The organism is Neobacillus sp. PS3-40 (assembly GCF_030915485.1).
Classification (GTDB): Bacteria; Bacillota; Bacilli; order Bacillales; family Cytobacillaceae; genus JAUZPL01.
Map to the genome: position 1 here is coordinate 1,376,249 of NZ_CP133266.1, position 13,948 is coordinate 1,390,196.

Here is a 13,948-nt window from a genome sequence, read left to right on the forward strand (position 1 = left end):
GTCGAGCACCTTACGCTCCAATCAACAGTGTGCCAAAAGCAATAGTACGCTTTAACATAGTCAATGAAAAAAGGCGGCTCAAAATTCAGCATTGAATTTTAGAGTCGTCTTTTTTAATACAGCTATATTTCCTTATTGATAAAAAGAAATTTTTCAGTGCCCTCGCTTAAGTGCCTGCTAGGTCTCCACTAATGTCATTAAAATAGAGGCCTTTTGGAATCATTAGTGGTCTTTGGATGTTTTCAGACTTTTTCACTTTATCTATCTGAGTTGATTGGAGCGGAGGGCACTTGACTCCTGCGGGATTAGAGGGAACGGGAGACCCCACAGACGTACGCCGAGGAGGCTTCCATCCCTCCCCGCGGAAAGCAAGTGAGCAAGTGCCCGGAGCGGAAATCAACGGGCAAAGTTATGGTCTAAATACACTCAACAGGGCTATTTACGTTTTTCTCCACGTTATCGGAACTTCTTAGAGTTTCCGGATCCTTTTTTTCTTTATAGTTTTTCTAGTAATGTTTTGGTATCAGAACTCTCCAAACCAAGTGCTTCAGCAACAGCTTTATATGTTACATAGCCTCCAAGTGTATTGATCCCTTTTAGCAACGCTTCATTTTCAAGGCAAGCCTTTACATATCCTTTATTAGCAATTTGAATGGCATAAGGCACGGTCATGTTTGTTAATGCAATGGTTGAGGTACGTGGAACGGCACCAGGCATATTTGCAACCGCATAATGGACAACCCCATACTTTTCATATGTTGGATTATCATGTGTGGAAATTCGATCTGTTGTTTCAAAAATACCACCTTGGTCAATTGCAATATCCACCACAACGCTTCCAGGTTTCATTGATTTAATCATTTCTTCCGTTACCAATTTGGGTGCCTTTGCTCCTGGAATAAGTACAGCGCCGATAACTAAATCTGATTCTTTAACAGCTTCGGCTAAATTATATGGATTTGACATAAGTGTTGTTATTTCGGAACCGAAAATATCATCAAGTTGACGGAGGCGGTCAGGGTTTAAATCAATAATTGTTACCTTTGCGCCTAAACCAATCGCCATTTTAGCTGCATTTGTTCCGGCTACGCCTCCCCCAATAATCGTAACGATTCCCCTGTGAACACCTGGTACACCTGAAAGAAGAATTCCCTTACCACCATATACCTTTTCTAAGAATTGAGCCCCAATTTGGGCTGCCATCCTTCCAGCAACTTCACTCATAGGAGTTAAAAGTGGAAGTGAGCGGTTTGGTAGCTGCACAGTTTCATAAGCAATTCCAATAACCTTATTATCAAGTAATGCTTTGGTTAGTTCTGGCTCTGGGGCTAAATGTAAATAGGTGAACAAAATTAATCCCTCACGAAAATATGAATATTCACTTGGAAGTGGTTCCTTCACTTTCATTACCATATCCATGGACCAAGCTTCTTTAGCAGTTTCAACGAGTTTTGCACCTGCAGAAGTATAATCTTCATCCAAAAAACCAGAACCCACTCCTGCACCTTTTTCAATAAATACTTCGTGATTAAATTTCAAAAGATTAACGACCCCAGCAGGCGTCATTGCTATCCGGTTTTCATTATTCTTTATCTCTTTAGGCACTCCAATACGCATGTATATACCTCCTAATTTCCTTACCTAGTAAAATAATACGATTTTTCCTTTACAATAGTACCTTATTCTGTTAAAGATAAAAGATATTTACCCAGAATTAATCTTTCCCTATAAGCGTTATTTTACTCCTAATAAAGAAAAATCGCCGATTGGCGTTGATGACTGATTCTTATAAGCTGAAAAAAGCTTTGCCCGATTAAAGGCAAAGCTGTAAAAGCACTAATCATATTTTAATACCAAGGATACATATAAGGATATGGGTATGGGTATGGATAACCGTAATAAGGATAGCCGTAACCGTAACCATAACCATAAGGGCTTAATAATGCCCCTGTTGCCAATCCTCCTAAGAACCCGCCAAAAAATGGAGCTCCACCAAATCCGAAACCGAATGGACGGCCAAACCCAAAACCAAATGGTCGGCCAAATCCAAAACCAAACGGACGACCAAATCCGTGGCCAAATCCTCCGAATCCATGGCCGAATCCTCCAAATCCGTGGCCAAATCCTCCAAATCCGTGGCCAAATCCTCCAAACCCATGACCAAATCCACCGAAACCTGGGCGAATTCTTTCATCTATTGGATCCATATATTGCATTTCGGGACTCATTTTATTCCTCCTCATTTTTTTTATTACTCACATTAAAGGATATGCAACCAAAAAGGAAGACTCTTGGGTAAATGCCCTGATGACAAAAAATTCCCATGGCAAATATCTATTTTATTTAATTTGCACAATTGAAAAAGGCCACCCACGTAGGGCAGCCTTACTTGAATTAAGAATTATATAGTGGTTTCACTTCTCCCTAACTCATCACGATCTTCCTGTAATTCTTCCTGGTCAATAAAACCACTGTTATATGCGTTCATAATTTGTTCGCTTACAACAGTCGCTCCCTGTTCATCAAATTCAAATGAATACTGGTTTTTAGATTCATTTTTTTTCACAAAAAATTCCCCCTTTCAAAGTATGCAACATTATTATTATTCGATATTTCGAAACACATATTCATACTAATTTTTATATAATTTAGGTAAGGAGGAGATGGCAGTGGTACTTAAATATCAAAATATTTTAGTAGCTATCGATGGCTCTATCGAAGCAGAATGGGCTTTTAAGAAAGCAATCGAAATTTCCAAACAAAATAATGCGAGACTTTTATTAGTCCATGTTATTGAAACAAGAACATTTGCCGCAATGGAGGCACTTGATCAAACAATCATTGAAAAAACTGATAAGTATGCAGGAGAACTGCTTAAAAGATATCAAAATCTTGCAACTGATGCAGGGGTATTAAACGTTCAATATGAAATTCATTACGGCTCTCCCAAAGTAAAAATCCCAAAGGAAATAGCAAAAAAACACAACATAGATTTAATTATTTGCGGAGCAACAGGTATGAATGCAATTGAGAGATTTTTAATCGGAAGTGTTTCGCAAAATATTACCCGTTATGCCCCCTGCGATGTACTCGTTGTTCGAACTGAGAAGGATGAAATCTAAGCAAAAACAACTGCGTGTAGCATACAGCTACATGTTTTTTATTTGTTTAAATTGTTCTTTGTAGTAAAATAGAAAAAACTACTTGATGGAGGATAAAAAATGAAAGAATGCTTTGCTTTCGATCAACGGCTTGGTATTTCCATACCTGACCTAAAGTTAGATTGGGATCATTATAAAAAAGAAGTTCAACATTCCATTTTATTTAATTGGGAAAAAATTCGTGGTTCCATTCCCGACCGAATTGCAGAGCTCGAAGAAGATATTAACGAGAAACAAGCATTGTTATCAAATGAAAGTGACTTTCCACGCTCATGTGAATTAAATAGCGAAATAGCTGAGCTTGCTTCTATTATTAATGATTTATGGATTTGGTTTCGTGCAAATCAAACCGTTTCAACAAAAGTTCATCAATAAAGAAAAATCTACGATTGGCGTGGATTACAGAGGTGTAGTTGCAGTTATGCGCTAGCAGAATTTATGGATATAAGTTCTGATTAGCTAAAGAAAGGATGACCCATATAAAAAATTTGGCCATCCTCTTTTTTTCATATTTTAATTAAAGGTCTTTTTTTAATTCCATAACAACATGGCCAATTTCTGGAAGGATTAATTTATTCATTGCAAGCTTTACAGCCCCAGTTGATCCTGGAGTGGAGAAAACTGCTTTATTATGTATTACTCCAGCAATAGCCCTTGAAAGAATGGCAGCCGATCCAATATCCTCTTGGTAGCTAAGCATCCTAAATATTTCTCCAAAACCTACTATTTCTTTTTCTAAAAGTTCTTTTACGGTCTCAATGGTAACATCCCGTTTAGCAATTCCCGTTCCACCATTTAGCAAAATTGCATCGATATTTTCCTCGGAACAACCTTTAAGTATTTCTTCCTTAATTGGGGATATTTCATCTTTTACAATGACATAATCAGTAACCATATGTCCCGCTTCTTGTAAAAGTTCAATCATCAATTTACCGCTTTTATCCGTTTCTTTGTCCCTTGTATCACTTACAGTAATAATTTTAACATGAACAATTTTTTTTGCTCTTTCTTTATGTTCTTTAGTACTCATCGTTTCCCACCTCTTTATTTTTCAGAAAGCGAAGCTGATAATATTTATGGGCAAACTCCGTTACATTCTTTGTAAATCGAACATTCGCTCCAGCACCTATGGCCACACTTACAAAAGGAATTCCTTGAATTATTCTTTTTCGGAACATTATAATAACCATTGCTTTTACTAATTGTTGAACTAAAGGCTCAACCCAGGCAAAATCCGTTATATCTTCTTCTCCGTTATAAAAATAACGATCGTAGCCTTCCAATTCATCCATTAAGGTATTCCAACCTTCTTTTTGGAATCTCGGCGGTAATGTTGCTGTATGAAAAACCTTTAGGGACGTCATCATTTCATAAGGGGTGTTGATTTCAAATCCGTAGGTCATTGCAATTAGTTGGACTACTCTCAAATTAATAATTGCCATTGTTGGAATATCAGTTCCTACAAAAATGGTACTTCCTGTTCCTGTCAATCCACCTTGGACAAATGAATAGAAACGATGTCTAGCCATTTGTTGCTCTGCGATATATTGCAATTGATCTAGTTTCAATGTTTTTAAATCAGCAATTTTTTCTACATTATTATTAAAAATTCTTCCAGCGGATAAAATCCGTTCCCTAGCCTCCAATTGCATTTGTGATCCTTGGATTATTGAGTGGAAATGAAACAACCAACTGTCCACAACTGAAAAAAACTTCTTTTGAATCTTTTCAGGAAGCATGCCAAAAGATTGTTCTAAAAATTTTTCATATGTTAATCGAAAGTCATTCGGCTCATAATCCAAAAGTTTATTTTCCCAATCCCGGATTCGTTTTAGGACTTTCCTCTCCCAGTCCGTCAATGGCATAAGTCTGAGCCCTCCTATTTTTCAATTATTATAACATATTATAGTAAAGCGAAAGCATTCTGTTTAGCCCCGAAAAGCTGGATGTCTGCGCTAGATAAAGAAAACTCGCCGATTGGCGCCGATGATTAGGCGTAGTTGCTCTTATGCGCGAGCAGAAGTTATGGATATATATTCTGATTAGCAAAAAAAAAGTCAAAAGCACCTTTTGTAGGTACTTTTGACTTTTTATATTTTTAATGAATATTTGCTAAACGAACCACATCTCGAGCAATCATTACTTCTTCGTTCGTTGGAATAATGATGACTTTAACTGGTGAATGTGGGTAGGTAATAAATGCTTCTTCTCCTCTTACTTTATTAAGCGTTGGATCAAAATAAACACCCATAAATTCAAGGCCTCTTAGAACATTTGCTCTAATGACGTCACTATTTTCACCAATTCCAGCTGTGAAAATAATCGCATCTACACCACTCATCCGAGCAGCATATGAACCAATATAACTATGAATACGATTTGCAAAAACTTCTATTGCAAGTTTAGCACGTTCATTTCCCTTTTTAGCTTCAATTTCAATATCCCTTAAATCACTTGAAAAGCCAGAAACAGCTAACATACCGCTTTTTTTATTTAAAACATCAACAACTTCATCAGCTGTCTTATTTGTTTTTTCCATGATATATGGAATAAGGGCTGGGTCAATATCTCCTGAACGAGTACCCATCGTTACTCCAGCAAGAGGTGTAAAGCCCATTGATGTATCAATCGATTTACCACCTTCAATTGCGGCAATACTAGCTCCGTTCCCTAGGTGGCAAGAAATAAGGCGTAAATGTTCTTCCGGACGACCAAGGAGTTCAGCAGCACGCTGGGATACATATTTATGGGATGTACCATGGAATCCATACTTACGGATACCATATTCCTCATAATACTCAAATGGAAGACTGTAAAGATATGAACTCTCAGGCATCGTTTGATGGAAAGCTGTGTCAAATACAGCAATAGCAGGAACTTCTGGAAGTATACGCTTGAATGCTTTAATCCCAGTAACATTAGCAGGATTATGCAATGGAGCCAATTCTGATAACTCTTCTAATTTATCAATTACACTGTCAGTTATTAGAACCGAGTCATTGAAAGCTTCCCCACCGTGTACAACTCGATGGCCGATTCCAACAATCTCACTAAGTGATTGAATAATTCCTAAATTCGTTAACTTGTCCACAAGCATTTTAACTGCTACTTCATGATTAGGAATGTCTACTATTTCCTGTATCTTTTCACCGTTTACTGTAATATTAAAAATTGAATCATTTAAGCCGATTCTTTCAATTAAACCTTTTGTGATAACGTCTTCACTAGGCATTTCAAACAGTTGAAATTTTAATGAAGAACTACCAGCATTAATAGCAATTATTTTCGACATAATTTCCGCTCCTTTTATATAACAACATATAGTATGTAAGGTCATTGTTAGAGAACAACCTTATTGTGTGCAATTAGATATAAAATATTTCTCTCAATTTTTCATTAAAACACTCTACCACTAACATTACAAGCTTAGTTTACAAAGAAAGCACTTTCATTAAAAAATAAATGAATTCAGATTTTTACCACTATTCATTAAAAATAAAAACCGGTATCCTAAATACCGGTTTACTATCCCTTATTCTCTTTAATCCATTCGTCAATTTTTCGTAGAATGCGATCCATTTCTACTGCGTTTGAAATAGTTGGTAATTGAGCTAGAAGGACCTGTTTTGGGGCTTGAATTTCATTTCCCTTTTTTTGTAATATCAGAATGCTTTTTGCTGCATTTTTATCTTTAAACATACTTAAAGGCAACTGCAAAATACCTTGAATATTACTATTTTTCTTCAAAAATTCATGAAGTTCTGGAGCCTGCTCACTTTCAAACAGTCCATTTGGAATAATGAAGAATAAATATCCTTCTGGCTTAGTATGGCGAATACTTTGTTCAATAAATAAATGATGGGAATAAGTATGACCCTCTTTTGCCTTCAATTCAAAAGAAGCCGATGTTACATCATTTGGATAATATCCTACAGGTAAATCACTGATCACTGCGTCAACAGCATCGATAAATAACGGCAGAAGACTATCTTGATTAAAAAGCTGCACTGGATGCTGTTGTAGATTGGAACTTATGTATGCTAATTTAATAAGAATATCATCAATCTCAATTCCAATTGATTCAATCTTTTTATGTAATTGTTGATTCAAAACGGTTGTTAATAAATTCCCGGTTCCAACTGCAGGGTCAAGTAAGCGAAAAGATGGTTGTTTCACAAATTTCTCTACTAAATAACCGACTAACATTCCAACCGAATCAGGGGTCATTTGATGATTGGGCTGAACATTTTCTTTCATCCCTTTTAGGATTACTAATTGGTAAGCTTTACGAATGTCTTCTTTCGAATATTGCTCTAGATTTATTTCTTCGTATTGTTTCTTTAGCCTTTTTACAGTAAGTTCACTTAATTCTTCTTGAATTATGGAACCGTGAAAAAGGTTCTCGCCAGTTTCCGCCAATGCTTCTAAAAATGTACAGTCTAGTTCTTCCTGTAAAGCCATTGAGGTTTCATTAAATAATGTATAAAGTTGTTCCACCGGAGAAATTTTCATTTTCTGCCTCCCTTCTAAAATTCTTTATTTATTTTAACAGAATATAAGAGATTAACAAGTTTAAGTGATTAAAAAGGACCAGACCCCAAGTCAGAATACAAAGCAAAAGTTCGCCGGTTTTTTGCTCTATATCATGTACTCACGGGAGTTCAGGTCCTTTAGTCATGAATTATTTATGGTTACTTGGCACTCTTTGCAGCCTCTATTGCTGCTTCATAATTTGGATGGTTCGTTGCTTCACTTACATATTCCACATATGTTACAAGATCATTCGAATCAACAACAAAAATTGCACGAGCCAACAATCTTAGTTCCTTGATAGCAACCCCATAAGCTTCTCCAAAAGAGAGGTCACGATGATCTGATAATGTTTGTACATTTTCAATTCCGTTTGCACCACACCAGCGTGTTTGAGCAAATGGAAGGTCTACACTTATAGTAAGAATTTTTACATTGCCTAATTTGGATGCTTCCTCGTTAAAACGGCGTGTTTGTGCGTCACACACACCTGTATCAAGAGAAGGAACCACACTGATTAATCGAACCTGACCCTTCGAATCATCTAACGTAACCTCAGTTAAGTTATTTGCTAATACTGTAAAGTTAGGTGCTTTATCTCCAACCTTCACCTCAGTACCAAGTAAAGTTATTTGATTTCCCTTAAAAGTAATATTTGCCATTATAATATCCTCCTTACTATTTCCTTATTGCCAATATATCTTTTTAGAGATTTATTTGCAATTATTTTAACCTGATAGTTAAACTAATTTAATTTGATACTAACGAAAAAAGTTAACCTCCCTACTACTGGAAGATTAACTATTAACACTATATATCAAGATCTTGTTTAGGTTTTTCTTGTTTTTCTGCATCTTTCTTAGAGAACATTTGCTGAACTTTTTCAACCGCCTGGGGGGCCATCTCCAATATTTTTTCATAAAGATGGGTACTTTCATCAAGATGGAGCATTTTTACACCTTGTGAATTGACGATTAAGAAAGCAATTGGTGTAATAGAAACTCCACCACCGCTACCTCCTCCAAAAGGGAACTTCGGCTGACTCTGATTCTGTCCTTGACCTTGACCTTGACCTTGACCTTGACTTTGACCTTGGCTTTGATTTTGTGATTGAGATTGAGAGCTATCAAGCTTAAATTCACTACCACCTGCAGCGAAACCAAAACCCACCTTTGATACTGTTAAAATGACACTTCCATCAGGGGTTTCAACAGGGTCACCAATAATTGTATTGACATCAATCATTTCTTTTAAGCTTTCCATAGCAGTTGTCATTAATCCTTGAATGGGGTGATCTGACATTGCTGCATCCTCCTTTATTAAACAGATTTAGTTGTTTCATTGGACATCATTTTCTTTGGTTTAAAGACTGGGCGTCCGCCCTTCCAAAATTTAAGTAGTTTTATTCCTGCTAACATAGCATTCCCGATTCTAAATTGAAAAATACATATTATCCTTGTTTGAGATGTCATCTGGTTAAAATCTGGTGTGACCATTAGTTTGGGAGTTTCTAGGATTCTTAAATAATGACTTAAAAGCCCGATAATACTACCCTTAATTGCCCAAATAGCTCCTGTTATCATTCCAGTATGGGCAGCGTCTCCAACACCAATTGCCGAATACCATTCAAACTGCTTTATTGAAACCTTCGTAAGGAATTTTTTTACGATACTATGAAGTTGAAACACATGCTCAAGTATTTCTTTATAATTTTTCATACCACTAAGCATATCGGTTGCTGTGATTTGACTGACTTTCTTCTCACTACTTTCCGGTTCTCCTTCAACAATTAGGCTTGGTGAATTATCATCCACTTTTATTAAAGGAATCTTGATTTTATATTTTATTAACCCAAACCAAATTCGAAGTTCTATTTTTAGATCATCATCGTCCTTATTGTGATAGTAGGTAATAAATATGGATAGTTTCGTAAATATAATAAGTATGAATAGTAGCAACAGAATGATCAGGGCAAGGAGCAACCATTTCAATTTGTTCACAACCTTTCAGCCTTCTAGTATCGTCTAAATGAGCAAAAAATAAACCCATTATCTAGATTGATAAAGGGCTTTCAGAGCAAAATTTCATATTTTTTCAAGAAAATGTTAAAATTAAATCAACCATTTTTATTACCAAAAATAAGGTAGATATAAGTTTTACTATTGCAAAAAGCGAAAGCGCATACATTGGAGGGGGAAAAGCGATGGAAAATCGCCGTAATTTATTTTTGTATCATTCACAGGATGATGACTTGCTAACGAAAATTAGCCCACTTTATGATTTAGCTGCACGTTATGGATTTACAATTGTTGATGATTTCAGAAAAGCCAACATTATCACAAGCGTTGGCGGTGATGGTGAATTTCTTCAAGCGGTAAGAAAAACAGGCTTCCGTCAAGATTGTTTATATGCAGGAATTTCTACAAAGGGCAGTTTAGGTATGTATTGTGACTTTCGTATTAATGATACATCAAAAATGATTGAAGCCATTGCAAATGAACAACTTGAAATACGTCGATATCCAATCCTTGATGTAATGGTTGATGGACAGGGCACGTTTCATTGTTTGAACGAATTTAGTATTCGTTCTGCCATTATTAAAACCTTAGTAGTAGACGTTTTTGTTGACCAACTTCATTTTGAAACATTCCGTGGGGATGGAATGATTGTCTCAACTCCAACAGGCAGCACAGCTTATAATAAGTCTGTGAAAGGCTCTATCGTTGATCCAAAGCTTTCATGTATGCAGGTTAGTGAGTTAGCCTCACTTAACAACAACCGATACCGAACACTTGGAAGCTCGTTTATCCTTGGTGGAGACCGCTTGTTGACTCTTATGGTTGTCTCAAAAGGAAACGACCATCCAACAATGGGAATGGATAATGAAGCCCTTAGCATTCGGCATATTGAAAAAATCCAAATCAAAATGAGTGGCAAAAAAATTAAAACAGTAAAACTAAAGGACAATTCCTTCTGGGAAAAAGTAAAAAGGACATTTTTATGAAAAAGCTGAGTGTGTAAAAAGAGCAAGCTCCATCCATTAATCGGACGGAGCTTGCTCCTTATTTTAGCTTATATGAAAGTTTATCTTTGTTAACACGCTAAAGTGAGTAACTATCGTTGATTAATAATCAGCATGCAAATCGCATAAGTGCAACTACGCCTCTGTCATCTACGCCAATCGGCGAGTTTTCTTTAGCCTTTTTTAAATTTAAATTCTTTTCCGGCGAAAAGTTTTGTTTTTGAAAGTGAATAAATGGTCAAAGCAGACCAAATAAACATAAAGGAAAGTAATTGCAACTTTGTAAATCGCTCACCGTAAACAAAAATCCCTAAAATCAATGTCAAAGTTGGGGCAATATACTGCAAAAGTCCTAATAATGATAAGGGAATCTTCTGTGCACCTTTTGAAAAATAAAGAAGGGGAATAGCAGTAGCAGGACCTGCTCCTACTAGTAAGAGATCCATTCCCAAACCTCCTCTGAATAGTGAATTGTCTCCTTTAGAAAATAAAAATAGCATATACAGAGCAGCAATTGGTGCTACAACTAGAGTTTCAAGTGTTAACCCAACCGCAGATTCAATATTAATGAGTTTTTTTGCCAAACCATATAATCCAAATGTTATGGCAAGTGCAACAGCCACCCACGGAAAACGCCCGTATGAGAAGGAAATAATTAAAACACCTATCGCTGCCAAGGAAAAGGAAGCATATTGAATTGTAGTTAATTTTTCTTTTAACACAATCATTCCTAATAGTAAGCTAATTAACGGATTAATATAATACCCTAGGCTCGCTTCGACCATATGACCGCTATTAACCGCCCATATATAGATAAACCAATTAATACTAACTAACAAAGAAGCAATGATCAGAGCAACCATTTGTTTTTTATTCTTAGCAAAACCTTTCAATGTTTTACTAAGTAATGGCCATTTTTTTGTTACTAATAGAATGACCACCATAAAAACAAATGACCAAAATATTCGGTTGGCTAAAATTTCTTTAGCATTGACATGATCAAGGAATTTCCAATAAATCGGTAGTAGTCCCCATAGAAAATATGAAAAGCTTGCATAAATAGCACCTAGTTTTGTTTCATTTTTATCGTTCATTTTCCTGTCTCAAATCCTTCTGGTTTCGAAATAATATCTTTTCTATTATAAAACGTACTAAAATTGCTGCCAACCTTTTTATGCAACAAAAGGCACCATCCAATATTTGGATGGTGCCTGTCACCTAGTTTAATTTACCTGTTTCTAATTCTTTTTTACGAAGTTCTATTCGGCGAATTTTACCAGAAGTTGTTTTTGGAAGTTCTGATAAAAATTCAATTTTTCTAGGATATTTATAAGGAGCTGTCAACATCTTGACATATTCCTGCAAGCTTTTAGTTAATTCTTGTTCATTCAGTTCTACATCATCCTTCAACACCACAAATGCCTTTACAATGTGACCACGAATTTCATCTGGACTGGCTACTACTGCACATTCCTTTACGAGTGGATGCTTTACCAGTGCATCCTCCACTTCGAAAGGTCCAATAGTATATCCTGAGCTGATGATAATATCATCTCCACGCCCTTCAAACCAGAAATATCCATCCTCATCCTTTTTTGCTTTATCACCTGTAATATAAAAATTGCCGCGAAATTGCATGGCTGTTCTTTCAGGATCTTTGTAATAATTTTTAAATAATGCTGGTGTATCCACATGTACAGCAATATCACCTACTTCACCTACTAAACAAACTTCCCCTTCATCATTGATGATTTCCACGGTATTTCCAGGCGTTGGCTTGCCCATCGAACCTGGCTTTAGTTCCATCCCTTTTGTCACTCCAACAAGCAAAGTATTTTCCGTTTGTCCATAACCGTCACGGACATTGACATTAAAGTATTTTTTAAATGTTTCAATCACTTCTCTATTTAATGGTTCTCCTGCAGAAACAGCACTATGTAGCTTTGACAGTTTGTAATCCTGAAGATTGTCAACTTTGGCCATTAGCCGGTATTCAGTTGGAGTACAACAAAGTACATTTACTTCATATTTATCCAAAAGGGATAAATACTTTTTCGGTTCAAATTTTCCATGATATACAAGACCAGTTCCACCAGTCCCTAGCACAGATAGGAAGGGACTCCAAATCCATTTTTGCCAACCAGGTCCAGCCGTTGCCCAAACTGTATTTCCTTCTTCAATATACAGCCATTTTTTCGCTGCTGTCCTCAAATGGGCATATGCCCAGCCATGTGTATGAACGACACCTTTCGGATTACCTGTGGTCCCAGATGTATAGGATAAAAAGGCCATGTCATCGCTCAATGTATCTGCTATAGTCAATTCAGAAGAAACCGTCTTTACCTCTTCATCTAAATGCAGCCATCCCTCTTCATGGTTTCCAAGCGAGAATTGAACGAGGGGCTGTTTTATATCACTAAATTGTTCAACATATTGATGATAGCTTACTACTCCCTTTACATCCCCATGAGTGATCCTGTATTGAAGATCCTTGTTTTTAAGCATTTCTGAACTTGGAATAACAACCATTCCCATCTTTAAAGCAGCCAAATATACTACATATGCTTCAATTAGGCGTGGGATCATAACTAAGAGAACATCACCTTGCTTCAACCCATGTTTCAAAAAAACATTGCCAGTCCTATTGACTTGTTCCATTAACTGTTGATATGTAACCTGCATTTTTTCCCCGAGTTCATTTTCCCATTTCAATGCCATTTTGTTTGGATCCTCAGCAAAACGCTCCACTTCCGAAACCAAGTTATACTTCAAAGGTGCAATTAAATCTTCCCTTTTCATACCTCTCCCCCTTACAATTTTTACTAAGTATAAAATCATTATACATAATTTTTTAGAAAATTTAAAATTATTTAATAATGTTTCATTAAAAAAGAAAGAGGGCGGGTGTAGCACCCGTCCTCTGTAGCCATAATATTTATTTTTATCGAGCAAATCCGCCGCCCAATTGTTGCTCAGCCATTGCGACTAAACGTTTAGTAATTTCACCACCAACAGAACCATTAGCACGAGAAGTAGTATCAGCACCAAGCTGTACTCCAAATTCTGTTGCAATTTCATATTTCATTTGGTTAAGGGCTTGGTCCACACCAGGAACTAGTAATTGATTAGAATTGTTGCTAGCCATGTGATTTCACCTCCTTGTGAGTATAGATTGTGTAGAACTCACAAGGTTCATTCCATTTAGTTAGCGGTAATTGTTCACACAATTTATAAG

At 36.4% G+C, this 13,948-nt stretch carries 16 protein-coding genes; 3 read left to right on the forward strand and 13 right to left on the reverse strand.

The window, feature by feature from the left end; genetic code table 11:
- Nucleotides 1-495 precede the first annotated feature (495 nt).
- The 3 genes from ald to RCG20_RS07045 all read right to left on the reverse strand — a co-directional run bounded on the left by ald (nucleotide 496) and on the right by RCG20_RS07045 (nucleotide 2,566).
- The gene (gene ald, locus RCG20_RS07035) at nucleotides 496-1,617 is read right to left on the reverse strand and encodes an alanine dehydrogenase (RefSeq protein ID WP_308183522.1); all 1,122 of its coding nucleotides are present in this window, start codon (nucleotides 1,615-1,617) and stop codon (nucleotides 496-498) included.
- 230 nt (nucleotides 1,618-1,847) lie between these two features.
- Nucleotides 1,848-2,228, reverse strand: coding sequence for a hypothetical protein (locus RCG20_RS07040; RefSeq protein ID WP_308183523.1), 381 nt, complete (start codon nucleotides 2,226-2,228; stop codon nucleotides 1,848-1,850).
- A 173-nt stretch (nucleotides 2,229-2,401) separates the two neighbouring features.
- Complete coding sequence (locus RCG20_RS07045; protein ID WP_308183524.1) at nucleotides 2,402-2,566, reverse strand: hypothetical protein; 165 nt, start codon at nucleotides 2,564-2,566, stop codon at nucleotides 2,402-2,404.
- 103 nt (nucleotides 2,567-2,669) lie between these two features.
- On the opposite strand from RCG20_RS07045, the gene RCG20_RS07050 reads away from it, so the two are divergent.
- Nucleotides 2,670-3,122 (forward strand): universal stress protein, encoded by a 453-nt coding sequence (locus RCG20_RS07050; RefSeq protein ID WP_308183525.1) that lies wholly within the window; start codon nucleotides 2,670-2,672, stop codon nucleotides 3,120-3,122.
- A gap of 99 nt (nucleotides 3,123-3,221) precedes the next feature.
- Nucleotides 3,222-3,536: a hypothetical protein gene (locus RCG20_RS07055; protein WP_308183526.1), complete on the forward strand. Its 315-nt coding sequence runs from the start codon at nucleotides 3,222-3,224 to the stop codon at nucleotides 3,534-3,536.
- A 142-nt stretch (nucleotides 3,537-3,678) separates the two neighbouring features.
- Here RCG20_RS07055 and RCG20_RS07060 read toward each other — a convergent pair whose 3' ends face one another.
- The 7 genes from RCG20_RS07060 to RCG20_RS07090 all read right to left on the reverse strand — a co-directional run bounded on the left by RCG20_RS07060 (nucleotide 3,679) and on the right by RCG20_RS07090 (nucleotide 9,691).
- A complete protein-coding gene (locus RCG20_RS07060) occupies nucleotides 3,679-4,191 on the reverse strand; it encodes a MogA/MoaB family molybdenum cofactor biosynthesis protein (RefSeq protein WP_308183527.1) in 513 nt (170 codons plus the stop codon).
- The gene (locus tag RCG20_RS07065; protein ID WP_308183528.1) at nucleotides 4,181-5,026 is read right to left on the reverse strand and encodes an EcsC family protein; all 846 of its coding nucleotides are present in this window, start codon (nucleotides 5,024-5,026) and stop codon (nucleotides 4,181-4,183) included. Before RCG20_RS07065 ends, RCG20_RS07060 begins: the two co-directional genes overlap by 11 nt.
- A 233-nt stretch (nucleotides 5,027-5,259) precedes the next feature.
- Nucleotides 5,260-6,453, reverse strand: coding sequence for an acetate kinase (locus RCG20_RS07070; protein WP_308183529.1), 1,194 nt, complete (start codon nucleotides 6,451-6,453; stop codon nucleotides 5,260-5,262).
- 233 nt (nucleotides 6,454-6,686) lie between these two features.
- Nucleotides 6,687-7,673, reverse strand: a complete 987-nt coding sequence (locus RCG20_RS07075) for a class I SAM-dependent methyltransferase (protein ID WP_308183530.1) — start codon at nucleotides 7,671-7,673, stop codon at nucleotides 6,687-6,689.
- 179 nt (nucleotides 7,674-7,852) lie between these two features.
- Complete coding sequence (gene tpx / locus RCG20_RS07080; RefSeq protein ID WP_308183531.1) at nucleotides 7,853-8,353, reverse strand: thiol peroxidase; 501 nt, start codon at nucleotides 8,351-8,353, stop codon at nucleotides 7,853-7,855.
- Between the two features lie 148 nt (nucleotides 8,354-8,501).
- Entirely contained in the window at nucleotides 8,502-8,993 is a 492-nt protein-coding gene (gene ytfJ / locus RCG20_RS07085; RefSeq protein WP_308183532.1) for a GerW family sporulation protein, read from the reverse strand.
- Between the two features lie 17 nt (nucleotides 8,994-9,010).
- Nucleotides 9,011-9,691, reverse strand: coding sequence for a DUF2953 domain-containing protein (locus RCG20_RS07090; protein WP_308183533.1), 681 nt, complete (start codon nucleotides 9,689-9,691; stop codon nucleotides 9,011-9,013).
- Nucleotides 9,692-9,894: 203 nt separating this feature from the next.
- On the opposite strand from RCG20_RS07090, the gene RCG20_RS07095 reads away from it, so the two are divergent.
- Nucleotides 9,895-10,695 (forward strand): NAD kinase, encoded by an 801-nt coding sequence (locus tag RCG20_RS07095; protein ID WP_308183534.1) that lies wholly within the window; start codon nucleotides 9,895-9,897, stop codon nucleotides 10,693-10,695.
- Nucleotides 10,696-10,886: 191 nt separating this feature from the next.
- Here RCG20_RS07095 and rarD read toward each other — a convergent pair whose 3' ends face one another.
- From rarD to RCG20_RS07110, 3 genes are all read right to left on the reverse strand, one after another.
- Nucleotides 10,887-11,807: an EamA family transporter RarD gene (gene rarD / locus RCG20_RS07100; RefSeq protein ID WP_308183535.1), complete on the reverse strand. Its 921-nt coding sequence runs from the start codon at nucleotides 11,805-11,807 to the stop codon at nucleotides 10,887-10,889.
- A gap of 124 nt (nucleotides 11,808-11,931) precedes the next feature.
- Nucleotides 11,932-13,512, reverse strand: a complete 1,581-nt coding sequence (gene mbcS, locus RCG20_RS07105) for an acyl-CoA synthetase MbcS (protein WP_308183536.1) — start codon at nucleotides 13,510-13,512, stop codon at nucleotides 11,932-11,934.
- Between the two features lie 142 nt (nucleotides 13,513-13,654).
- Nucleotides 13,655-13,858, reverse strand: coding sequence for an alpha/beta-type small acid-soluble spore protein (locus tag RCG20_RS07110; protein ID WP_308183537.1), 204 nt, complete (start codon nucleotides 13,856-13,858; stop codon nucleotides 13,655-13,657).
- Between the last annotated feature and the right edge of the window lie 90 nt (nucleotides 13,859-13,948).

Coding starts and splice junctions, on each gene's coding strand:
- RCG20_RS07070 (WP_308183529.1), bottom strand. CDS start 6,453: ATGTCGAAAATAATTGCTATTAATGCTGGTAGTTCTTCATTAAAATTT.
- RCG20_RS07060 (WP_308183527.1), bottom strand. CDS start 4,191: ATGAGTACTAAAGAACATAAAGAAAGAGCAAAAAAAATTGTTCATGTT.
- ytfJ (WP_308183532.1), bottom strand. CDS start 8,993: ATGTCAGATCACCCCATTCAAGGATTAATGACAACTGCTATGGAAAGC.
- mbcS (WP_308183536.1), bottom strand. CDS start 13,512: ATGAAAAGGGAAGATTTAATTGCACCTTTGAAGTATAACTTGGTTTCG.
- RCG20_RS07065 (WP_308183528.1), bottom strand. CDS start 5,026: ATGCCATTGACGGACTGGGAGAGGAAAGTCCTAAAACGAATCCGGGAT.
- RCG20_RS07055 (WP_308183526.1), top strand. CDS start 3,222: ATGAAAGAATGCTTTGCTTTCGATCAACGGCTTGGTATTTCCATACCT.
- RCG20_RS07040 (WP_308183523.1), bottom strand. CDS start 2,228: ATGAGTCCCGAAATGCAATATATGGATCCAATAGATGAAAGAATTCGC.
- RCG20_RS07075 (WP_308183530.1), bottom strand. CDS start 7,673: ATGAAAATTTCTCCGGTGGAACAACTTTATACATTATTTAATGAAACC.
- tpx (WP_308183531.1), bottom strand. CDS start 8,353: ATGGCAAATATTACTTTTAAGGGAAATCAAATAACTTTACTTGGTACT.
- RCG20_RS07095 (WP_308183534.1), top strand. CDS start 9,895: ATGGAAAATCGCCGTAATTTATTTTTGTATCATTCACAGGATGATGAC.
- ald (WP_308183522.1), bottom strand. CDS start 1,617: ATGCGTATTGGAGTGCCTAAAGAGATAAAGAATAATGAAAACCGGATA.
- rarD (WP_308183535.1), bottom strand. CDS start 11,807: ATGAACGATAAAAATGAAACAAAACTAGGTGCTATTTATGCAAGCTTT.
- RCG20_RS07110 (WP_308183537.1), bottom strand. CDS start 13,858: ATGGCTAGCAACAATTCTAATCAATTACTAGTTCCTGGTGTGGACCAA.